Here is a 23423-nt window from a genome sequence, read left to right on the forward strand (position 1 = left end):
TCCTCCTTGATGCATAAAGCTTTTATGCTTGAATTTCTTTTTCAATCGCACTATCAATGGAAAGCTCTGGCGGCTGCTTACTAAACATTTTCGTATTTGAAAACAGCATGATGACACCAATTCCGAACCATCCTAGTCCGAGTAAGAGTGCCTTTGAATCAAGACTGGTCCATAACCAAATTGTGAAGCTCGTTCCAACCATTGGAAGTATAAGGTATTTCAGTGCATTAATTCCTTTTCGCTGTTTTTCTCTAATAAAATAATGGGAGATAACCGAAAGATTGACAAAAGTAAATGCAACAAGCGCCCCAAAGTTAATAAAGGATGATGCTGTCACTAAATCAACAAATAAAGCAGATAAAGCAAAAATACCCACTAAGATGATGTTGTATGTTGGAGTTTGAAATTTCGGATGAATATGACCAAATATTTTCTTTGGAAGAACTCCATCTCTTCCCATCGCATACAAAATCCGTGAAACACTTGCATGAGCTGATAAACCGGAAGCCAGCCCCCCGGTAATGTATCCTGCTAGAAAAATAGATTGAAATAAATGCCCCCCGATGTACATGGCAATTTCCAAGGAAGCGGAATCTGGATCTTTAAAGGCTTGGAAATTCGGGTAAACAAGGTGACTGATGTATGAGATGGTGACAAACAGACCTCCTCCTATTAATGCGACGAGGAAAATGGCCTTTGGTATCATTTTTTTCGGATTAATGGTCTCCTCCGAAAATGTGGTAACAGCGTCAAATCCTAAAAAAGATAAACATAAAATGGAGGATCCTGCCAATACTAAAGATAGTGGTATGTCTCCGTTCACGAATGGAGAACTCACGAGTAATGTTCCTGAACCCAATCCGTTCAGTAGCCCTTTAATCGAAAGGAATGTAAATATAACGATTATTAGAAATTGAAAGGCAACTAATAAAAGATTTATTTTTATTGCTATTTTCACTCCAATTATATTTACAGCGGTGATTAAAATGACGAAGGCAATTAACCAAACGGAAAAGGGAACGGATGGAAAATACGCGTTTAAGTAGATGGCGATCAATAATCCATTGATCATTGGCAAAAATAAATAGTCCAATAGGATGACCCATCCCACTAAGAATCCAAGGTGAGGATTAAGGGCCTTTTGAGTAAATGTATAAGCAGAGCCGGCAACAGGGTAGGCCTTGACCATTTGACCATAGCTATAGGCTGTAAACAGCATACCAGCCAAAGCTATGATATAGGCAGCCGGCACCATCCCTTTCGTTATTTCCGCAACAACCCCATAAGTAGAAAAAACTGTTGTAGGTGCCATATAAGCCAATCCAAATAGCACTAAAGGAAATACTGTTAACGAACGTTTTAATTTTGCATTCTCCATGTATCACTCCACCCTTATTCGTGATTAATTAACTTATATGCAAATACCATACCAAGCGGGGATTGATGGTACTTTCCTAATAATTTCAATATACAGATTATTCAATATATTAGTGGGTTTATGCAATTCTACATCAATTATTTAAAATTGCATAATCAGTCGTCAGGGACATGTTATGGCAACTCATTATTCAAGACTTTTTCTAATTGAACTAGCCGGCCTCGGCCTCACTATTCGGATATGTAAGAAATATCTATTCATTAAGTCATATATTAAGGGAAAATTAGCTGGCAGGGCTGGCGAAAACCCAGCCGCTAATAAAGTTACCATCGCTAAAACAACTCCAATAATCAAATATATCTTTAAATGCCATAATGCCTGCAATAGATGCAGTAGCTAAGCAGACAATGAAACATAATCTTTTCATATTTTTTACACCCTATTTTAGTGGGTAATATCCTCAATCCTTAATAGGAATAATCATTGCGGAAGTATGGTACGTTTTAGCCCGAGACTATCCTGAAATTCACAAATTAGTGAATATACATGAAAAAGAATATATACTTGAAGACAGAGAAATTGTTGATACTGCCAAAGTTAGAGCACCATGGAATACTTTTCTGAAAAAGTTATAGATTTTGGGCGTTAGGAATGCAATATTTTGTTGTTTTATATATCATTACTTTCTTTTTAGTTTTGTTACCTACCTATCTACTGGAAGATAGACGATTCTCATTAAGTTAAATGGGATTTGCTGCGCCTACCTTGGTTAGCAATACTGAAATAATCCCTGAGTTTTTGCAGCTTATGGTTGTTAATAAAACCGGTTACTTCATTACTGAATAATATTGAGGAGTGAATAAAGTGAATTATTTGGTATTTCAAATGGATTTAGAAGTTGGGAATCCAGAAGAGAATAGGAAAATCATTGAACGCTGGTTAGAAGCTAACTACAGTGATGATTTGGACGTTGTAGTACTTCCTGAAATGTGGTCGACGGGTTATGCGTTGGAAGAATTGAAAGAAATCTGCAAAGTGGATGGTAATAAATCAATTGAATTTTTACAATCACTAGCTAAGAAGTTTACTGTAAACTTGGTGGGTGGTTCGATTGCTGTACTCGAAGGTCAAGATATTTTTAATCGTGCAGTTATTGTAAATCGAATGGGTGAAATTGTTCATACATATGACAAGATGCACCTTGTTCCGATGTTAGATGAACCCAAGTTTTTAACAGGCGGTCATAATCAAGTGGAAGTATTTGAACTTGAAGGTGTGAAAATGGGGATTATTATTTGTTACGATTTACGATTCCCTGAAATTATTCGGGACTTAGCATTACAAGGTATTCAAGTGTTACATATCGTAGCGGAATGGCCGCTCGCAAGGGAGAAACATTGGAATACGTTACTTCGCGCACGCGCAATTGAGAACCAAATGTATGTTGTTGCATCCAATGTAACGGGGACAAAGTTAGGAGTGGAATTCGCAGGTTGCTCACAAATTGTAGATCCATGGGGAGACATTGTTCAAAAATTAGATCAAGAAGTTGGTGAATTAAAGGCAACTTTAGATTTAGAAAAAGTACCTCAAATAAGAAAAGATGTTCCCATATTCGATTCCAGAGTACCAGAAAAGTATAGAAAGTTATAAAGTAGAAGCTACTCCAGATATACAATCTGGAGTAGCTTTTTAGGTTTAATTCTTATAGTATTTCAAAGCATAAGTTTTACATGGAAAATTCATATAAGGATATAATTAGATACCTTCTTATACAACTATACTCCCCGTTAGCCATCCATGAAGCGCAAAAATCAGCGCTTCATGGATGGCGAAGAAGGTCGTTGAACTATGGTGCCTTTGAGCCCATCCGTTAGTCTAACTCCGACGACCACGGTGTACCACCGACTGTCGCGCCCTTTATGGGTAGCACTCATGGGAGATTAATCCTTTTTTGGTCGTCGCGCTAGCCCCTACTTAATTTGCTATGATTGGAGGCTTTTGTTTAACGATTGACCAAACTCAATCAGATCACTCATAAGGCTCAGCCTTTTTTAAAAAGCGTTTTTACTGAGTCTATGTTGTTGTGGTTTTTTCCGGATTTTGAGCTTTTTTAATTTTCATGAGAGTTCATTAAGCGAAAAGGTCACCAAATGGCAGCCCGGAATACTGCAGTAATAATATACGTGCAAAATAGCACTTAAAATAAGTGCAAATTATCACCCTAAAGTAACACAATTCCGTTAAGTTATGATATCAATTTTAGTTAAAATAAAAACACCCCATTTCTGGGGTGTACATCTCTTGGTCATATGTTCTTTAGTTCTTTAACGAGTTTCTTCTATTTTACTCATCCTCCTATTTTAAGGTAACTACCAAAACGGTCGTTTTACCGGCTACAGATTGTCCACTATAGTGGTACTCTAAATGTGTCACAATGTCTCCATTGGTAATAATCATCGGTGTAATAGTACTTGATGCTTTTTCCTTTACTAGTTCAAGGCTATAGGTGACCAATATGTCTCCTGCTTTAACCTGGTCACCTTCTGCCACACAAACGGAAAACCCTTCTCCTTTCATGTTAACCGTGTCCAATCCAATATGAATCAATATTTCCAGCCCTTCTGCCGTTTCCAATGCAATGGCATGCTTCGTCGGGAAGACATTGATGACTTTTGCATCAGCCGGCGCCACTACCTTCCCTTCAGTAGGAAAGAAAGCAATACCATCTCCCATCATTTTCTGTGAAAAAACTGGATCCGGTACATCTTCAAGCTTTAAAATTTCTCCTTCAATTGGCGATACTAATTTTATTTCCGAAATTTTTGTCTTTTTTCCAAATAAGTTTTTTAACAAGGTAATACCTCCAATTATTTTTAATATTCTGGCTGAACAGCAAATTTCTTAAGCAATCACTTTTTTGATTTATTCTTTTAGCTAGTCTGATTTCGGTCTAAAAATTGCCTAGATGTTATTTCCTACCTCCAAAACGCCTGCATCTCCAAGGCCTTTTAATAGGTCCTTATCAACTTAGCAAGCCAATCGGTCGGTACTTTTCCGTTTAGGGCAGGCGCCATTATTGATCGATTTGCTGCAGTTGATAAATCGCTTCTTTGGCCGGAATGGAAGAGATTGCTCCTTTTCCAGTCGTAGTAAGAGCGCCACTAGCGTTTGCAAAGCTTAGGATTTCTTGGTGATGAAGTTCAAGAACTTCTTCCAGATTTCCTTGCCGAACGTCTTTTTCTAACAACTGATACAGCAAGCCTCCGATAAATGCATCCCCAGCCCCTGTTGTATCCTGTACGCCTACGCGATACCCGGTTGATTCGTATTTTTTACCTCTTACATATAATTCGGCACCTTGAGCTCCTTTTGTATAAATTACTGCTTTAACAGCACCAGTAAATAACGAAGAAATTGCTTTTTCTTTGTCAGTAATCCCGGTAATAAACTCAAGCTCTTCATCAGAAATTTTCACAATATGAACCATTGGAACAAACTCTAAAATCGTTTTTCGGCATTCTTCAGGATCAGTCCAAAGCGGAAGGCGGACATTTGGGTCAAAGCTGATGATTCCGCCTTTTGCTTTTACGGAAGTAATGGCTTTCACATGAGCATGCTTCATAGGACTTTCCACTAAATCGACTGAACAGAAGTTGAGGAGGTCTCCGTTTGCAAACCAGCTATCGTTAATTTCAGTCTCATGAAGCAGCAAATCTGCAGAAGGATTGCGGTAGAAAGAGAAATCACGTTCACCATTTTCAAGCAAAGATACAAAAGCAAGGCCTGTGTTGGCTTCATTCGTTCTCGTAATTTTATCTATTTTCACGCCGGCTTGCTGCAATTGTTCTAAAAGAAAGTCCCCAAATGAATCCATTCCGAGCTTAGTAATTATCGATGCATTGCCGCCATTTCTGGCAACTGATACAGCAACATTCGCTGGAGCGCCTCCTGGAGCACGCTCGAATTCCATTACATCTTTTAGTGCGATTCCTTTTTGAAGGGGGATAAAATCAATTAATACTTCACCGATTGCATATAAATTTTTCATACCTTACCTCTCGCTTTCATACATAACTCCATTTTTTTGCTTGAAAAGTGGTGCTTCCAGATAATGCAAAGAAACGAATTTCATTTCTGTTTTCACGAGGAAAGATCCGGCTCGTGAATACTTCTTCACCGTCATTGATGAAAATCTCAACAGAAGAGGTATCTACAAATAAATGAAACTTAATTTTTTTGGTATTCACAAAGCATTTTCGGATTGTTCCATAAGCTTCTCCAACGGTCTCACCTGAAGAAGAACGGTCAAGAATGACTTTTTTCTCTACAGTATCATATTTAATGACCGTTTTTTCATTATCACCGGCCCTGAATTCAATACCAAATTCAACGGCATCGTTGTTTTCAAATTCACATACCATTTCATAGGATACTCCTTTGAATTCTTCATATATGTTCTTGGTGTTCTTCAAAACACCTTTTACTTCAGTTTCCTGCCTGCGTAGCGCTTGAAGTTCCTGCACTGGCCGCTGAATCAGCTTGCCGTTTCGAACAGATAATTCTCTTGGCAGTGTTAAACAATGCGCCCAGCCATTTTTGTCTGTGGGTAGGTCGATTTCAGGCAATCCCATCCATCCGACAAGGATACGCCTTCCGTCAGGATTAACCATTGTTTGCGGCGCATAAAAATCAAAGCCTCTGTCAAGCTCCTGAAAAGAGCCATGTGATAGTGAGTGGGTTATTGTATCTAGCTTGCTGCCAATAACATAACCGGATTGATAAATATTGTGGTAAAGGTCTCCCTTGGGCTCCAAACCTTGTGGAGAAAACATCAGTACACCATAGTTTTGCAGTTCAAAATAATCCGGACATTCCCACATATATCCAAAAGTTCCAAGGTCAGTTTGTAACTCTCCTTCAAAGGTCCAGTTTACTAGATTGGAGGAACGATAAAGGACGACACATCCTGTTTTGTCTTTCCGCTGTGCACCGATTACTGCATAAAAGGTATCATTTTCTCTCCAAACTTTCGGGTCGCGGAAATGATTAGTATATCCTTCTGGTACGTCCCGAATGAATGGATGGGTCAATTTTTCAATTTGTCCCGTTTTCTCCATGATGGCGATACATTGATAGGGATGTCTTTGCCAATTCTCATCACGGGTGTTGCCGGTATAAAATAAATATAGTTTTCCTTCATATTCAATAGCACTTCCCGAATAGGCTCCATGGCTGTCATAATAATCATCCGGTGCGATCCCGATGCCGGCATTTTCCCAAGAAACAAGATCTTTTGATTTCGTATGATACCAATACTTCAACCCATGTACAGGACCAAGTGGAAACCATTGGTAGAATAAATGGTACTCTCCATGATAAAAAGAGAAGCCATTAGGGTCATTAAGTAGGCCGGATAAAGGCTGTATATGAAAGGTTTGTCGCCATGTGCATTCATTTACTCTTGTTTGCAAATTTTGTAGCTCTACCTGATTAACATCTTCAACGCGTCGATAACGCTGTTCTTTTGTCCATCCCATGTGATCAGACTCCTTTAAAAAATCAGAGGGCTGTTCCTTGTTTCGGACAGCCCTTTTCATATTAATAAATTAGGCTGCTTTTCGAGAAAGTGCAGCAACTTTTTTATCTGTCCGTTTTGCTAAACTGAATGTTGCGATAAAGGCAACAGCAAATGAAATGGCCATACCAATTATATAAAAGATAATTGTATCTGTTTTGATTGAAATAATCCCTGGTAAACCTGCAGCGCCAAGTGCAATCGCCTTTACTTTGAAGAAGGTGACGAAAGCAGAAGCCACTCCTGAACCTATAATTGCTCCAATAAATGGATACTTCAGTTTTAAGTTAACACCGAACATTGCAGGTTCTGAAATCCCTAAAAGAGCCGAAATACCCGCTGCAGATGCCGTACCTTTTGTTTTTTTATCTTTCGTAATGAAAGTAACTGCAAGGGTTGCTGCACCTTGAGCAATATTGGACATTGCTGCAATTGCGAAAATAAAAGAGCCCCCAGTTTTTGAAATATCAGAAAGTAATTGTGTTTCTACAGCAATAAAGCTATGATGCATACCTGTGATAACGATTGGTGCGTAAAGAAGTCCAAATATAGCTCCTCCGATAAAACCAGTTCCATCATATAAGAAAATGAGACCGTCTGTTAATAAGTTCCCTGTAGCACGAGTAATCGGTCCTACTACTGTGAACGTTAAGATACCAGTAATAAAAATTGTCAATAATGGTGTTAGAATATTGTCTAGTGCGGAAGGAATTACTTTTCGCAAATACGTTTCTATTTTTGCTAAAATAAAGGAAGCAACAAGTACCGGCAACACAGTGCCTTGATATCCGATTTTTTCAATTTGAAATCCGAGAATATTCCAGACCTGAATCTCACCGCTTACTAAGGCTCCTCCGTATCCCCAACCATTCAATAAGTCAGGGTGAACCATTAGCATTCCAAGTGTAGCACCCAGATAAGGATTTCCGCCAAACCGCTGTGTGGCAGAGAAACCGATTAAGATGGGAAGGAATACAAATGCTGCGTTGGCAAATGTATTAATCAGAGCTGCTAAATCTGCGAATCCCGGGTTAGCTTCGACAATGGATTGCCCTGCGATAAATAAGTCAGGTGCTGTGAGCAAGTTGTTAATCCCCATCAATAGACCGCCGGCAACAATTGCAGGAATAATAGGAACAAAAATATCAGAAAGCATTTTTACAAAGCGCTGAAGCGGATTCATTTTCTTCGAACCAGCATCTTTTACATCTTTCGTCGACATTTCAGTAAGTCCAGTTAGCTTTGAAAACTCTTTGTATACTTCATTAACAGTTCCCGCACCGATAATAATCTGGTATTGTCCTCCAGTTGAATATGTTCCCTTTACTGCATCCATCTCATCTAGTTTTGCTTGATCGACTTTATCTTCATCATGTAAAGCTAAGCGGAGCCGAGTCGCACAGTGTGCTGCAGCTGCCACATTTTCTTTCCCGCCGATTGCCTCCAATATTTCCTGGGATACTTCTTTATAATTCATAATGATCCTCCTTTTAAACGTTTATAAACGCTGGCTTGGAACCGGTTCCGTTTGAATCCAAAAAAACATATGAATATATCAAGCAGTGGAACCGGTTCCAACGTAAACCAAAAAAATATAATATCAACAAGTTGATTCACAGAAACCGGTTACATTTTAGAGAGAAATATTTGGTAACCGATTTCATTTTGATTATAATCGGTGTAGTAAACGATTGTCAACGCTTTCTCTTTCAATAATTTTATATTTTGATAGAGATAATTTTGGTAATTCTTCCCCGTTAACAAGCTTTACGATACTTTTAGCTGCCATTTGTCCTGCTTCTTTGTAGTAAAATTTCGCTGTAGTTATGCCTGGGTGTATCATCTCTGTTACTTCATAACCTCCAAATCCAGTGATCGACAAGTCTTCTGGAACTTTTAAACCTCTTAAATAAGCTGCTTTCAAAGCACCAATCGCTATATTATCAGTTGCACATACGATAATAGAGGGAGTGAATTCCTCAATAATAGAGGGGACATTGATTAATGCATCTGTTATGCTGAAGCTTGTTTCATAATACCTTACTTCACAGTCTGATTTTTCATCTATCGCCCGCTGAAATCCTTTTTTTCGCATGACTCCTACAGCAATATCTTTTCCTGTTACGCCCAAATAAGCAATCTTACGGTGACCTTTTTCCAGCACATGTTTTCCGAGATCATATGCTGCTTCATAATCATTGTGTATGATGCTGTGAATAGTTTCATGCTGCTGACCAACCAGTAAAACGGGCAAGTGCAGCTCTTTGAAGGCCTCTAAATGGGCGTCTGTAACTTGGGATGGAAGCAAAATCATTCCCGCAACCTTTTGCTTAGCCAGTGTGTAAATATTTTCAATTTCCCGATCTAAATCCTGACCGGTATTTGAGATCAGCATTTGATAATTTAGTTCTCTTAATTGTTCATCAATGCCAATTAACGTATGAGAAGAAGCATACGAATCAAGTCTCGGTACGATGGTACCGATTATATTAGTTTTCTTTGCTTTTAAACTTTGAGCGAAGGCATTAGGAGCATAGCTGGTTTCATTTATCACACGTTCGATTTTATTTTTCGTTGCCTCACTAACAGAACCATTATTTAGATAACGTGAAACTGTACTCTTAGCAACTCCGGCAAGCTTCGCGATATCAGTAATTGTAACCAAAGCATTCATCTCCGTCTTTATATGGATTTATTTATTATACACCAATATGTTCAGTAAATTAAGCGGTGAATATAGTTGAATTTAAACAGGAAATTTTACAACGTTATCATTGCAAATTTAAATGTAAACACATTCACCTCCAAGCAGGATGTGTAAAATATGGAAATTAGTAAAGAGGGTACATTTATATAATGATAAATAGAACTAACCATTAAGAGAGAAAAAACCCTTTCTTTTCTATTTAGCTCTCTTCCTAAATGGGTATAGCACTCCATCAACCCAATTGAATCATTTCGTATACTTCCTGATTCGTTTTAACATTACCAAGGAATACACCCATAAGTTCATTATAATATTATTCTTTATCACTAAATAACGCTTGAAACTCCTTATCATCTGCGAAATCATTAAAAAACAAGTCCATTGAACTGTCTTTTCTTACCCAAGCAATTGCTTCTATTTATGGAGTGAACTCATATTTCCATTTATCTACATGAAGGTGATTACCAGTATAGTTTTCATCATTAAAATAATCATGATTATTCATTGACTTACCCCCGAAAACTCACTATTAGCAGAATTATACCATAGGACTTATTGTTCTAATTTGCTCCGATAGTTTTAATAAAATCAAGTAGGAGGAGGAGCCTAGCTATTTGTGCCTTTATCTGCTCCGCCCTTTTGAAGTTCCCCGTGTATTCACCACTTCTTCCTTCAAATAAGTTCCGTTAGGGATTGCTTGCTTCTTCGCAGATAACGAACGCCTAGTATTCATCCTCTTTAATCTGTTCGGTCCTTCCTTATCTTCTCGAGTAGACAAGTCCTATGACCTCTGCTGACTTCTGATGATTCAGCTGTCCATCACTGGACAGGTTACCAAGTGTACTTGGCTGTCATCAGACCTCCCCGGGTAAGAGAGGAATCTTTCCCTCCATCTATCTGCTTCATTTACTCTGTACAACCTTCGGCAGTAAGGACTTTGTTTTGTTTCGCAAACTCTTCCAATGATACCTAGCCTTATATGAAGTTCGTGTTCCTCAGACCGGAGGTTTGCCGCTTGCTTCCTTCAGATTCCACGTCACCGAGGACACCCTTGCATTAAGCTAACCACTACTACTGCCTTCATGGTTCGGGACTTTCACCCTATAGATTGCACCCATGCCGGGCGCACGAAAAAGCTGCCTTAAAGACAGCTCTTTGTTCAGCCATATGTCTCGTGCCATACATTTTTAAATGCTAATTATCAATAAAGTTTATGTTATTGTCTAGACACCATTTAATCGCAATTTGTTTATATCGTTCGTCACGATAAGAATACCATTGGTCCTCCATTTCAAAGTCAATAATTTTGTCCTTAAACCTTCTAAAGGCACCCTTCCCCTTAATTGAACTTAATAATTTATCTTGCTTTCTTTCATCACTAACAGTAAAGCAAAAGTCTTCTATAATCTCATATTCATTTACTTCATATTTTGTTGGGAGTTCCTTGTAATTCTCAAAGTTTTCAAATACATCACGAGCAACTTTTCTATCTTCTTGTTCCCACTCAGGTAAATGCCCAAATTCTTCTTCATCTTCAGCTGCTCTCAAGTCATCCAAAGTTACTGAAATGATTTCACCAGTTTTTACATTTAAAAATGTCCGAGACTCATCAAACTGCATTTCCAATTCTTCAATAATGGCCTGAATCTTTACTGGATTTCTCAATTATTGATCACCCTTCAATTTTTTATTAATGCATCCGTTAGCTTAACAAACGATTTAATTATCTGAATTATTTTTCCCAAGCGAAAACCTAGTAGCTAATAAGGATACCATCTAAACCAAATCCAATAATCATATAATAATTAAAAATATCTTAGTGCCATACCGGCTGCAATAGAAGCAGTAGATAAGCATAACAATGAAACAGTATTTTTATTCATCATAATTCTCGCCATCCCTTTATAGATATTACCAAAAAATCAAATGAATTATTGAACTAACCTGCCCCTTAGTTCCATAAAGAAAAAGCTGCCTTAAAGACAGCTCCGATCTTCAGCTAACGCACCCGTTAGTTCTATAGCTACTTACAGTATTTTATATTGCTTCTTAATATACTGGGTCCCAATTTTTCAGTCTTTAAATTAGAAAGACGCACCTGCACTTCTACATTTTCCATTTTTGCTGTAATTTCATCAAATTTCCCAGCCCAAGTTGGACTATCTTTTTCTGGAGAAGGATAAAGCCTGAAACGCCAACTAATTTCGTCTGGTATAAAAGCAAAACCTTCATAGCTATCATAATTCCCATAAGAAGATGGTTCTGGCAGGTGTACCCCCAGAATACTTACATTAGTTCGTACAAAACTTTGCGGGCGTAACTGCACTTTATAAACCAAGGCTGTTCCCTTTGCATTTGTAAGCTTTTTATCAATTGGTTCCAATACCATACTACAAGGCATAGTTGTTGCACTTGTTTGTAAAGGAGAAATAACAAAAGTTGAGATAATAAATATACCCAAAACAAATCGTTTCATATAACACCTCTTTTACCCTCATTATGTTCTAAATATAGATAGTCCTTCTACAACCAACTGCCCCTTTAGTTCTACAAGCTAATGAAAATGATTAAGCTTTTGTTTCCACGTAGTTTATTCGTACTGCGACATAGCAAAATAACAGCAACTGATGTTTCTGTTCCTTTTTTGATTTGGAGAATTATAAATAGGGATAGTACAATCACTATCCCTAACAATACATATGATTTCGATTAACGAGTTCTTCCGCCTAATTGTTGTTCAGCCATTTGCACTAAACGTTTTGTAATTTCTCCACCAACAGATCCGTTTGCACGAGATGTTGTATCAGCGCCTAGTGTAACACCGAATTCACTAGCGATTTCGTATTTCATTTGTTCTAGAGCTTGCTCTGCACCATTAACTACTAATTGATTATTGTTGTTATTTCTAGCCATGTTGTCAGCTCCTATGAATGTAATGTGTTGCTAGTCATAGGTTTTGATATTGTTAAGAGTTATATACATAGATTCCAAAATAAATTAAGGCAATGATTAAGTGAAATTAAAACTCATCGTGGCCCTAGAAGGGAGAGCATAGGAAAACATTGAAGCCACCGGTTCGCAAGGAAGGGTTTCAGAAAGAAAGGCAAATAATCTGAGGGAGAGACTTTCTCCTCCTTATATATAAAGAATTGCTACACCATATTTTTTCAATCTAAAGTCACCTCAAAAATATTATTCTCCCTAAAGCTAATTGTTTCCTTCCCTATCCTGCCCCGAAATTGCCATAAGAAAAAGGCTGCCTCAGCAACCTTCCTTATTGAAGTAAAGCACCCATTAGTTCGATTCATTTATTTCTAGTATATTCTGGGGTGATCTTCTTGATATTTCTTTTCCTTTGCTAGGATAAAGTAAACCCCAAGAATAAAAGTAATTATTAAAATGACACAAATTTCCCAATACATCAAAGGATATTGATATAGTACTGTTGTTGTTGTAACTACTGAATTCATATCTGTTGTTGTTATTTTATTCTTAACAGGATCATAAAGCATGTCGACAATTAAGAATGTTAGTAAAGATGAAAGGGTAAGAAATATTCCTATCGCACGTTTCATCTTTTTCACCTCCTAAATCCGTTAACTGTATAAAATTTAACGTAAAAACGAAATCCTTGTTGAACTCCCTATACATACAATAAGAAAAGGAGCTGCCAGAGCAACTCCTGGTAATGCATCTGTTAACTCATTATATCATTTATACAAAATATCATCTTTTAATGAACCAACTTTAGTTAAAGCTGTATCTATGTCAGCTTCATTCACTCCAAAATGAGCAAGTGCATCGTTAAGATGCTTTACAATGGCATTAAAGTGGGCAGGTTGCAGATTCAATCCTTGGTGCGCTTTTGCCATGGATTGTCCAGAATATTGTTTTGGGCCGCCTAATGCAAAGCTAATAAATTTTGTCTGATGACTTCGTTGCTTTTCCATATCCGTTTTTTCAAAAAAATGATTAACTGTCTCATCTTTAAGAACCAATTCGGAGTAAAAATAGTCCACCACTTTTGCTATCGCTTCTTCTCCGCCGACTTTTTCATAAAGTGTTTGTTCCATATCCACACTCCTAATTTTTAATTAATAGAAGTATTCTTTGTGGAAAATTTGATTTTATTCCTTATCTTTCAATAGTATCTCCTTCTGCTCTAGCACCCTTGCAACTAACCTGTCCCCTTAAATTCCGAAAGTGAAGTAAAGAACCGGTTAGTTCATTAGAAAATGATCGATATCCATTTAAACCCCATTATTTCAACTTGTTGCCACTAAGTTGTTGAAAATGCATAATTGATATAGGTAATTTCATTTTATGTTCAAGCTGTTATTTTCATTTTCAAATTGTAATGTGACAAAATTGTAATCTTACTTCCTGTTACATCTATGGTGGGGAAAGGGATGAATTTTATAGTATGTAACATGAGGAGGAGATTTACGTTGAAAAAAGTATTACAAACTAAAAACTTATCTAAATCCTATGGAAAGTCACAGGTTTTAAAAAATATTGACCTGACCATAACATCGGGTGAATTTACAGCTATTATGGGGCCTTCCGGTTCTGGAAAAACAACACTGATGAATGTGTTATCGACAATTGATAAATTTTCTGGCGGGGAAGTCTGGCTTGAAGAGCAGGCCCTGTTGGATTTAAACAAAAAAGCATTGCGCACATTTCGCCAAGAACGAATGGGGTTCATCTTTCAAGATTACAACTTGCTTGATACTTTAACGATTAAGGAGAACATTCTTCTGCCCCTTTCATTAAGGAAATTCTCTTCGGATGAGATGGAAAGACGGCTGAAACCAGTCATTCAGGCATTGAATATTGAAGGAATTCAAGATAAATACCCTACAGAAGTTTCTGGCGGCCAGAAACAACGGGCCTCATCGGCACGCGCCATTATTACAAACCCTGCGATAGTTTTTGCAGATGAACCTACAGGCGCTCTTGATTCGAGATCAGCCACACAATTATTGGAACAGTTATCAGGCTTGAATGAAACATTTCAAACGACGATCCTTATGATTACACATGATTCCTATGCAGCAAGCTTCTGTAAACGAGTCATCTTCCTGCGTGATGGGGGAATCGTAAACGAGCTTTATAAAGGTGACCAAAGTCAAAGTGATTTCTTTGATCGGATCCTTCACATCCAGAGTGCCATGGGAGGGAATCAAAGGTGAGCTTACTGAATATGACGTTCCGGAACGTTCAGCGGAATTTCCGTGTTTATACGATTTATCTGTTTGCCATGATTACAGGTGTTATGGTCCATTTCACCTTCTCATCACTGATGTATAACGAGGATATATTGGATGTACTCAATAATAAGGAGAGTTTTCAAACGGGGGTGTCGATTGCCTCGGTGGTCATCTTCCTCTTTATCATTTTCTTTATTCTTTATGCTAACTCTTTCTTTATGAAGCAAAGAAAAAAGGAATTTGAACTCTATTTGCTGCTAGGTATGAATGAAAGCCAGATCACTCGAATGGTTTTCGTTGAAAATCTGCTCATTGGATCATTTTCACTTGTAATTGGAATACTCCTTGGCGGTCTGCTGTCCAAGTTTTTCGGTATGGCATTAATGAACTTAATGCAATACGACAATGTCATTACGCTGAATTTTCCTTATCAAGCGATCGGGTCGACAATCATCTTGTTTCTCTTGTTAGCCATCATTGCAAGTATCCAAAGTTTCTTCATGATCAATCGCGTACAACTCGTGGAGTTGTTTCATGCAAATGAAAAAATGGAAAAACCGATACCTTCTTCGTTCATTATGGCAGCTTTATCGTTAATGTTATTAGCAATGGAATTCTTTCTGATAAGCCGGGGCAAAGAATCAAGCATATGGCAAGAACACTTAACTTTTGCCATGATGGCCGTCACAGTCGGCATGATTGGCGGCACGTATTTGTTCTTCCGTCAGTTCTCCGGCTGGCTGCTGCAAAAGATCCGCCAGAAACATAACTTCCATGAAGGCAATCGGGTATTGTGGATCTCGTCATTACGCTTCCAAATAAGGTCGAATACGTTAAACCTTACCTTCATCTCTTTGTTCAGTGCCACCATCATTTTCTTGATTGGATTCGTTTCGATCAATTATGCTGTCCAGTTTGAAGCTGTCGGCAGGAATCTACCGAATGATATAGCGTTCCAGTCATTGGATAAGGAAACCAACGAGAAAATTGATGCTAAGATAAAAAATTCCGACCACTCAATTGAATATCATAAAACTTTGGAAGCCTTAGTAGGAAAGCCTAATACAAACATGAACCTTGCTTTTGAGAACCCTGAGTATTTTTCAAAGGACGTTTTTCTTTTTCCAGAAAAAGCATATAACGAAATCATCTCATTGCGTGGAAATCAGGAGGAAATCCATTTAGAAGATATGGAAGCTGTAACTCTGTCACAAGGAACAGATTTCCCAAAATCCTTCCCCTCCGATCAGCTGCCACGTTTTAAGGTGAATGTAAATGAAGATATCACTCTAAAACTAATAGAGAAGAAAGATTACGCATTATTAGGCTGGGCCAGCGACCCTGTTCGATCCATGATATTGAAGCCCGCAGTCCTGATTATTTCAGATGAGGCTTATCAAAACTTAAAAAGCAAAGCCAAAACGGTCCCTTTTGAAATTTATGAAATCGAAAATGAGAAGCAGGCTGAATCCTTATCAGCTGATATACATGCCATTGTTACGAAGAAGCCCGACACTTACTATTCTTCATTTGCTGATGTGTATTCAAAGCAAATAGAAGGTTCAGCTTTAATGTTATTTGCTGCTGCTTTCCTGGCTGTCATTGCCTTGTTTGCATTGGCCAGCGTCATTTACTTTAAACAATTGCGGGAAGCAACGGAAGAACAGAGACAGTATTCCATTCTGCGGAAGATAGGTACCGCAGACCGTGAATTGAAAAGCGTGATCCGTAAACAACTTCTCTTTGTTTTCTTCCCTCCGCTAGTTTTAGGCATTTTACACAGCTGGCTCATTTTAAAATACTATATCCTGGATTCTGTACAAGATTTCCCGCAGCTTACCTCCATGCTCTGGTTCATCTTTGCTATATACTTTGTGATCTATGTAATGTTTTATCTGTCTTCCGCGAATCTCTACTACAAAATCGTAAATCAGAAATATTAATAAAAAAACGCAATGGCCTTCATCAAGGTCTCATTGCGTTTTTTTGCATATTGAAATAGGGATCGACATTTTTGGGAAAGTGCATGACAAACTCGGTATACAAACCCGTTTCAGAGGTACAAGTGATATAGTGACCAAGTTTATTGGATAACTGCTGTGCTAAATATAACCCCATCCCTGTGGATTTTGTGTAGGTACGCCCGTTGGATCCTGTAAAACCCCTATTAAATATCCGAGGTAAATCAGTCTTTTCTATACCAATTCCATTATCTCTGATAATCAGCTGCTTTTCTTTTAAATCAGAACCTGTCTCAATCTTTATTTCCCCTTCTTCTTGCGTATACTTCAAGCAATTTGAAATTAACTGATTCAGGATGAATTGCAGCCACTTGGGGTCACTTTGGATGGTGATTGGTTCAATCTGTAGCCGAAGGCGGATTTTCTTGGAAATAAATGTTTTGGAATGAGTTTTTATAACCTCTTTCACCAATTGGTCCAAATCACAATTCTTGATGTCATAATCCTGATTGAAGTTATCCAACTTTGCGTAATAAAGTGCCTGATCCACATAATGCTCTATCCTTGATACCTCATCATGAAAAATCTTGGCATCGATTTCTGTTTGCTGCATCAATCGCAGCACTGAGATGGGTGTTTTAATTTCATGAAACCACGATACAATAAAATCATAATATTCGTTCTGCTTCTCATGAATCTGATTGAGAGACCTAATATGCTCCCTTTCCTTCTCTTCAAATAAATGCTGTAAAGAGGCTGCCTCTAAAGAAAGGTTCTCATGATCTTCGTCACCCCTTGCCCGGATTACACGTAAACTTTGCTGATACCGATACAAAAAGAAAATAATCAATACGAATAGGGTCAATGCCCCCGCATATAGAAAAGTGTTCCAGCTCCATGTCATATTGGGGTCCGTGTAAAACACGGCAGAAACCATGCAAAAGATAAAAACGAATAAAACGATATAAGGCTTCTCGTATTTTAAAAATTGGATAAACCTCATTCGATCAGATACCCCATTCCTTTACGTGTCACAATAAAGTCTTCTAATCCAATTCCAGTAATCTTACGCCTTACCCGATTTACATTAACAGTCAGTGTATTATCGTCGACAAACTGTTCATCATTCCAAAGAGCTTGCATCAAGTCCTCTCTGGGTACAATTTCCCCTATTCTGCGCATCATCAACTGCAAAATGATGAACTCATTACGTGAAAGCTCAATGGATTGTTCCTCAAATTGGATAGTTGAGTTTGTTACATGCAAAGACAAGTCCCGGTGCGTTAGTTTTAGGTTATGTCCATTTTGATAGGTATAATTCCTGCGCAGCAATGCACTGATTTTTGCTACAAGAACATCTAAATCAAATGGCTTCTGGATAAAATCATCCCCTCCCATATTAATGGCCATGATGATGTCCATGTTTTGATTTCTAGAGGAAAGGAACAGTATGGGCACACTTGAGATTGCACGGATCTGCTGACACCAATAAAAGCCATCAAAGGTTGGCAAGTTTATATCCAATAGTACCAAATCAGGCTGGAATTTCTCAAAATCATCTAAAATGTGGTCAAATTCCATTATCCCCACAACGTCGTATTTCCACTTTGTTAGCGTATCAGCCACAATCTTTCTAATTTTTTCATCATCTTCAACTATCATAATTTTAAACATAATAATCTCCTATTCATGAACTGAATCGCTAAATGTTTACATGTTCTTTACTATCATTATGCTAATTATTCCAAACTCCTGTCATTTGTACAAATACAACACTCAAGAATATGGCTCAATTAAAGTAACTGTAGAGAAGAAGTGAGATAGTGACACCCTGCCCCCTTTTAGGGATTGTACAATTTGAACGTTGCCTTCATGCACTCGTTTTCCGCGGGCGGTCCGCCATCCGTTCCAATCCACTTTTTTAACTTTTAGATAGAGCCCCTTTGTCTAAACACTGAGCGAAGCGTTTTTTTCAGCAATTAAATAACCGCTAATGGGTAATGAGTTCTCCTATTTTTCGTGTTTGCACTCAAACAGAAGGATACCCAAAAAAACTGAAGACATTAATTTTTTAGATAAAAAAGTTACCAGCTTGGCCAAAAAGTAAGTATAAGAATGTAATAGATTGGATAAACTAATAAAAAAGGAGTGGGAGATTATGGAGATTAAACTTAAAGAAGGAACGAAAGAAATGTGGAGCGAAATTAATGAATGTATAACTCGGAAAATCAATGAAAAACATGATTTATCTTTTCAAAAGAAGAGCAATGATAATTATATGAATCTATATATTCAAACAGCCGTCTTACACACGTTATTTGAACTATCAGATGAGTTCAGGAAAATCGAAAGAAAATATAACGGATAGTGATGCTTCCGGAAAGGACATGCACTGAATTCACTTTAACGGTGGATTAGGATTAAACTCTTTAAGGGAGGCTATTAATCCTAATCCACCTTTTGTTTCCAGCATTATACATTACGCTACCGGCAATTTGACGAGCATTATTACTGTACCATCTGTTTCCCTTCCCTATAAATCCCTCTTTCTATTCCAACTAGAATCCACCAAATAGAAACCCCACCAGTTTTTAAGGTTTGGGTTTTTCCTGTGTTTTAAGTTTTAGTATAATGCGAATAATCTTAATGGTACGCTAGGTTAAATACTATAATTTGTTGTTTTATTAATCTAAAATCTTGTATATTTAAATGAGTATGTTAATAACTTACTGACGTTTGAAACGATAATCAGTAGCAACTCCGAATAGCCTTTTAATTAGCTAACATCATTGAAAACAAATATTTTGGGAAGTGAGCTGAAAGCTGATGTTGTGGTCACCACTATTCGAAAATGATGTACCTGCAGTTTTTCTTCCTTAACGGCAGAAAAATTGCATCTCCGTTAAGGACTGGAAATGTTTGGTTAAAACGGAGGGTATAAAAATGAAAAACACTATATTAGGCTCTTTATATTTATCACTCGCTGCCAGCATTTGGGGCGGGATGTATGTTGTGGTAAAAGTTGTGGTAGAGGTTGTTCCGCCGCTTGAATTAGTATTTTTACGATATGTAATTGCGATTTTAGCTTTGCTGACAATTGGTTTAATAACAAAACAATCTTGGCGGATTGACAAACGGGACTGGCTTCTGGTTTTCATTATAGGACTTGTTGGGAACACCATTTCCATCGTAACCCAGGAAGTCGGTACGCTGCTATCCACCGCACAAATGGGGGCCATCATCACTTCAACAACACCTGCATTCATGGTGATATTTGCACGTATCGTTTTAAAAGAAAAGATCACTTTAAAAAAATCCATTTCTGTTATTTTAGCGACACTCGGTGTCGGTATCATTGTCGGAAATGCCCATATCGGCTCATCTCACCAACTTGGGGGCGTATCACTGCTTATTGCTGCGTTAACTTGGGCCCTTATGTCCGTTCTAATCAAACGGGTACCACGGCAATATTCACAAATTGTTATAACGACCTATGCCGTGCTTGTGGCAATTGTCTTTTTAACCCCTGTTACGATTAGTCGATTGGATGAGCTTGACTTTCAAGCCATCATGCATCCATCCATATGGGGCGGCCTTCTATACTTGGGCGTTATTTCAACAGCATGTGCCTTTTTACTTTGGAATCGTGGACTGCAAATGCTTACCGCTTCAAGTGGCGGACTATTTTTCTTTTTACAGCCTATAGTCGGTACTTTTTTAGGTTGGTTAATACTAGGTGAACAAATCGGCTTGTCCTTTTGGATCGGTACAATCTTAATTTTTATCGGTGTGCTATTAGTCATTCGGGAAGAATAACTCACATTAAAAAGTATTGGAGTTATATATTAAAAAGTACCCTATAGAGCAGTCACTTAAAAAAAGGCTGCCTATAGGGTACTTTTTGGTTTAGAAAAGGGAATTGGAGAAAAGTTGTTTTTTGTTTTTAATTTCTCTTTCTTATCGACCTTTAATAAGGCGGAATCCAATAAGGGAATAGCAGTTTACTTGCTTGTTTGTCTAATGTAATCCAAACTTCCTTCCTCAAGGCAAAAAGATACTTTCTTTTGTTTATTTCAACCCATTATATCAAAAATCCCCAGAAATACATTCATTACGTAATTATTATCATAATTTCATCTACATTTTGAAAGAATTTTTGTTATCATTAATTCATAATCTTGGAAATGAATGCTGAATTTTATAACAAAGGAGGAATCGTTTTTGAAAAATCCATATACGGAATTGACGATTGGAATGATGAGAACGGGGATATTAGGATTCGGCGGCGGGCCATCTGTCATCCCGCTCATCCGCCATGAAGCAGTATCCCGCTATCACTGGCTCGACGATGATGAATTCGGGGACACTTTGGCGATTGCCAATACACTCCCAGGACCGATTGCCACAAAGATGGCCGCATATCTGGGTTATAAATTAAAAGGCTGGCCGGGAGCCACCGTAAGTGTGGCCGCTCACGTGTTACCTTCATGCATTGCGATGGTTTTCTTGATCGCGTTCATTAATGTTCTAAGTAATTCGGCAATGATCAGTAATATGATCGCTGCTGTCATGCCGGTTGTCGCTGTCATGCTTGGTCAAATGGCTTATGAGTTTGGCGAAAAGGCGGTAAAAGGGTTAGGAAAGGTGCTCGGAATCACCTTTTTTGCGATTTCCTTTTTGCTCCTGCAGGTCATTTCCCTGCATCCGGGTATCGTCATTATGATGTTTCTTTTATATGGTGCGTTTCATTATAAATTAAAGGATAGACTGAAAAATAAAAAGACTGATAGGAAGGAGGAATCCGCTTAATGGGTATTATGATCCCAATGGGAGTTGCTGTTTTTCTAGCGTTCTTCATTGCCAATATTCTTGGTTATGGCGGAGGTCCAGCTTCGATTCCGGTTATGTATGACCAAATCGTCACCCGTTATGGCTGGCTAGATAATATCGAGTTCTCACAAATGCTTGCGTTAGGAAATTCACTCCCTGGACCCATCGCCACGAAAATAGCCGCATATGTCGGATATGATGTATATGGCTGGCCAGGATTTCTAGCTGCATTGGCAGGCACGATCATCCCTTCAGCCGTGGCTTTGATATATCTATTAAAAATCCTGCGAAAATACAAGCAATCGCCAATCGTAAAAGGCATGTCACTACTTGTACAGCCCGTGATCGCGATCATGATGTTATTGCTCACCTGGAATATGGCCGCGGACGCGGTCGGGTCCATCGGCTACATCCATTCAATCTTCATCGCTGGATTGGCCTTCTTGGCTTTAGGAAAATTCAAGATCCACCCTGCATTCGTAATCCTTCTTGCCTTTTTGTATGGCGGATTTATCATCCCGCTCACATAAATAAAAAATCCGCCTATTTAGGGGGATTTTTTATTAAAGCTTCATGCCCATTCGGCTTTTATAACGTTTAATGAGAATTTGGCAATCAACGCTGACAACACCGACGACCGCATACAGTTTCTCATTGAGAAAGCGTTCCATCTCTTGATTATCAGTAAAGATTCCGTGCATATGGAGTTTACTCGGACCGGTCATATGATATAAACTCGTAACAGCCGGTTCACTTTCTAATTGCTGCGCGACCGATTCCAGATATTTTGGCTCAACCTCAACGTTAAAGAATGCCGAAACATGGATGCCGACCTTAGCTGGATTTATGACTGCAGTGAACCTCTCGATCACACCGTTTTCAACAAGATGATTAATTCTCGCCTGAACCGCAACTCTGGAAAGCTCCACTTTCTTCGCTAAGTCGGTATACGAAATTCGTGCATCTTCATGTAAAACCGATATGATTTTCTTATCGATCTCATCAACTTTCAAGCTGGGAATGTTAAAGTCCTCTGCCATCCTACGTAACTCCTTTTCAATTTCTTTACTCCATTATCGCAGAGAACATCATCGGATCACAACAATCTTCCTTTTCACTTCTCATAACGCAAGAAATTTTTTTGGTATCCCTTTCAATGAACTCCCTCCTACTTGCCTAGAAATGTCCATCGTTTATGTAGTTTTGGTGCTTCATTTCATCCAGCGGAATGCAGCCGCCAAAAACATCGCCAACACTTCCTTTATTTCCCGATAGTCTGCAGTCCCCCTCCTCTTCTAAAATTAAGGCGGGGGTTTTACAGACCGTTTACTGCAGGATAAGAGTTTATGAAAATCCAAGGGACACTTCCTCAATCCTTTGATTGAAAGGTCTTTGCGATATTTTTGTATTCTTCATCATTGAGAATGCCCATTTTTTTGAATAATGCGGAATATGCCATAATTTTTTTCTGCGTACGGTTTGTACAATTCATATGGATCAGCTCCTTTTTTACATAGTATTCATTCAAGACAAAATGTTTCCTTAATACAAAATATTTTGTGTAAACTAAATAAAAAAACTGCCCATTTTCCCGGCAATTTCAATATAATAGTGTTCTTTTCATGTTATATATTTGGAGGAAATATCAAAAAACAACCTGATTCCCCCCACATGCCCTACACAGGAATAAAAAAAATGACAGGTTGGGCCCATTAAACATATTGTCTCTCTTGCAACAAGTCGTCATTCAGATTAT

General features: G+C 38.2%; 22 protein-coding genes. 7 read left to right on the plus strand and 15 right to left on the minus strand.

Annotation, left to right across the window (positions count from 1 at the left end; translation table 11 throughout):
- Positions 1-22: 22 nt before the first annotated feature.
- Both J7I90_RS07275 and J7I90_RS07280 read right to left on the minus strand, forming a co-directional pair.
- Positions 23-1378 carry an APC family permease gene (locus tag J7I90_RS07275; RefSeq protein WP_214769855.1) on the minus strand — a complete coding sequence of 452 codons (1356 nt, stop codon included), beginning with the start codon at positions 1376-1378 and terminating at the stop codon, positions 23-25.
- Positions 1379-1661: 283 nt separating this feature from the next.
- On the minus strand, positions 1662-1805 hold the full coding sequence (locus tag J7I90_RS07280; protein ID WP_214769859.1) for a hypothetical protein: 144 nt from the start codon (positions 1803-1805) through the stop codon (positions 1662-1664).
- A gap of 437 nt (positions 1806-2242) precedes the next feature.
- Between J7I90_RS07280 and J7I90_RS07285 the strand changes: the two genes are divergently transcribed.
- Complete coding sequence (locus J7I90_RS07285; protein WP_214769864.1) at positions 2243-3031, plus strand: carbon-nitrogen family hydrolase; 789 nt, start codon at positions 2243-2245, stop codon at positions 3029-3031.
- A gap of 705 nt (positions 3032-3736) precedes the next feature.
- Here the strand turns inward: J7I90_RS07285 and J7I90_RS07290 are convergent.
- The 10 genes from J7I90_RS07290 to J7I90_RS07335 form a co-directional block, all read right to left on the minus strand.
- Entirely contained in the window at positions 3737-4234 is a 498-nt protein-coding gene (locus J7I90_RS07290; protein ID WP_214769865.1) for a PTS sugar transporter subunit IIA, read from the minus strand.
- A 220-nt stretch (positions 4235-4454) separates the two neighbouring features.
- On the minus strand, positions 4455-5429 hold the full coding sequence (locus J7I90_RS07295; RefSeq protein WP_214769868.1) for a carbohydrate kinase family protein: 975 nt from the start codon (positions 5427-5429) through the stop codon (positions 4455-4457).
- A gap of 16 nt (positions 5430-5445) precedes the next feature.
- Positions 5446-6918 carry a sucrose-6-phosphate hydrolase gene (locus J7I90_RS07300; protein ID WP_214769871.1) on the minus strand — a complete coding sequence of 491 codons (1473 nt, stop codon included), beginning with the start codon at positions 6916-6918 and terminating at the stop codon, positions 5446-5448.
- A 69-nt stretch (positions 6919-6987) separates the two neighbouring features.
- A complete protein-coding gene (locus tag J7I90_RS07305) occupies positions 6988-8433 on the minus strand; it encodes a sucrose-specific PTS transporter subunit IIBC (protein ID WP_214769874.1) in 1446 nt (481 codons plus the stop codon).
- A gap of 192 nt (positions 8434-8625) precedes the next feature.
- Entirely contained in the window at positions 8626-9621 is a 996-nt protein-coding gene (locus J7I90_RS07310) for a LacI family DNA-binding transcriptional regulator (protein ID WP_237752163.1), read from the minus strand.
- Between the two features lie 1236 nt (positions 9622-10857).
- Entirely contained in the window at positions 10858-11328 is a 471-nt protein-coding gene (locus tag J7I90_RS07315) for a UPF0158 family protein (RefSeq protein WP_214769876.1), read from the minus strand.
- Positions 11329-11686: 358 nt separating this feature from the next.
- Positions 11687-12139: a YoqH family protein gene (locus J7I90_RS07320; RefSeq protein WP_214769879.1), complete on the minus strand. Its 453-nt coding sequence runs from the start codon at positions 12137-12139 to the stop codon at positions 11687-11689.
- A 233-nt stretch (positions 12140-12372) separates the two neighbouring features.
- Complete coding sequence (locus J7I90_RS07325; protein WP_034315006.1) at positions 12373-12576, minus strand: alpha/beta-type small acid-soluble spore protein; 204 nt, start codon at positions 12574-12576, stop codon at positions 12373-12375.
- Between the two features lie 401 nt (positions 12577-12977).
- Complete coding sequence (locus J7I90_RS07330) at positions 12978-13238, minus strand: hypothetical protein (protein WP_214769882.1); 261 nt, start codon at positions 13236-13238, stop codon at positions 12978-12980.
- Between the two features lie 135 nt (positions 13239-13373).
- On the minus strand, positions 13374-13736 hold the full coding sequence (locus J7I90_RS07335; RefSeq protein WP_098865002.1) for a group I truncated hemoglobin: 363 nt from the start codon (positions 13734-13736) through the stop codon (positions 13374-13376).
- Between the two features lie 375 nt (positions 13737-14111).
- Here J7I90_RS07335 and J7I90_RS07340 point away from each other — a divergent pair, with 375 nt between their 5' ends.
- Together J7I90_RS07340 and J7I90_RS07345 are read left to right on the plus strand one after the other, a co-directional pair.
- Positions 14112-14858, plus strand: a complete 747-nt coding sequence (locus J7I90_RS07340) for an ABC transporter ATP-binding protein (protein WP_251138045.1) — start codon at positions 14112-14114, stop codon at positions 14856-14858.
- The gene (locus tag J7I90_RS07345) at positions 14855-16819 is read left to right on the plus strand and encodes an ABC transporter permease (protein WP_214769888.1); all 1965 of its coding nucleotides are present in this window, start codon (positions 14855-14857) and stop codon (positions 16817-16819) included. Before J7I90_RS07340 ends, J7I90_RS07345 begins: the two co-directional genes overlap by 4 nt.
- Positions 16820-16841: 22 nt before the next feature.
- Here J7I90_RS07345 and J7I90_RS28250 read toward each other — a convergent pair whose 3' ends face one another.
- Both J7I90_RS28250 and J7I90_RS07355 read right to left on the minus strand, forming a co-directional pair.
- A complete protein-coding gene (locus J7I90_RS28250) occupies positions 16842-17840 on the minus strand; it encodes a sensor histidine kinase (protein WP_214769891.1) in 999 nt (332 codons plus the stop codon).
- A complete protein-coding gene (locus tag J7I90_RS07355; RefSeq protein WP_214769894.1) occupies positions 17837-18511 on the minus strand; it encodes a response regulator transcription factor in 675 nt (224 codons plus the stop codon). Before J7I90_RS07355 ends, J7I90_RS28250 begins: the two co-directional genes overlap by 4 nt.
- A gap of 484 nt (positions 18512-18995) precedes the next feature.
- On the opposite strand from J7I90_RS07355, the gene J7I90_RS07360 reads away from it, so the two are divergent.
- The 4 genes from J7I90_RS07360 (at position 18996) to chrA (ending at position 22197) form a co-directional block, all read left to right on the plus strand.
- Entirely contained in the window at positions 18996-19205 is a 210-nt protein-coding gene (locus J7I90_RS07360) for a hypothetical protein (RefSeq protein WP_214769897.1), read from the plus strand.
- Positions 19206-19780: 575 nt separating this feature from the next.
- Positions 19781-20653 carry a DMT family transporter gene (locus J7I90_RS07365; protein WP_214769900.1) on the plus strand — a complete coding sequence of 291 codons (873 nt, stop codon included), beginning with the start codon at positions 19781-19783 and terminating at the stop codon, positions 20651-20653.
- Positions 20654-21058: 405 nt separating this feature from the next.
- Positions 21059-21646, plus strand: a complete 588-nt coding sequence (gene chrB, locus J7I90_RS07370; RefSeq protein WP_214769903.1) for a chromate efflux transporter ChrB — start codon at positions 21059-21061, stop codon at positions 21644-21646.
- Between the two features lie 8 nt (positions 21647-21654).
- The gene (chrA, locus tag J7I90_RS07375; protein WP_214770194.1) at positions 21655-22197 is read left to right on the plus strand and encodes a chromate efflux transporter ChrA; all 543 of its coding nucleotides are present in this window, start codon (positions 21655-21657) and stop codon (positions 22195-22197) included.
- A 33-nt stretch (positions 22198-22230) separates the two neighbouring features.
- Here the strand turns inward: chrA and chrS are convergent, their stop codons facing one another.
- The gene (gene chrS, locus J7I90_RS07380; protein WP_214769905.1) at positions 22231-22707 is read right to left on the minus strand and encodes a chromate efflux transcriptional regulator ChrS; all 477 of its coding nucleotides are present in this window, start codon (positions 22705-22707) and stop codon (positions 22231-22233) included.
- Positions 22708-23423: the final 716 nt, after the last annotated feature.

The sequence above is a fragment of the Bacillus sp. ISL-57 genome (assembly GCF_018613135.1).
Classification (GTDB): Bacteria; Bacillota; Bacilli; order Bacillales; family DSM-1321; genus Peribacillus; species Peribacillus frigoritolerans.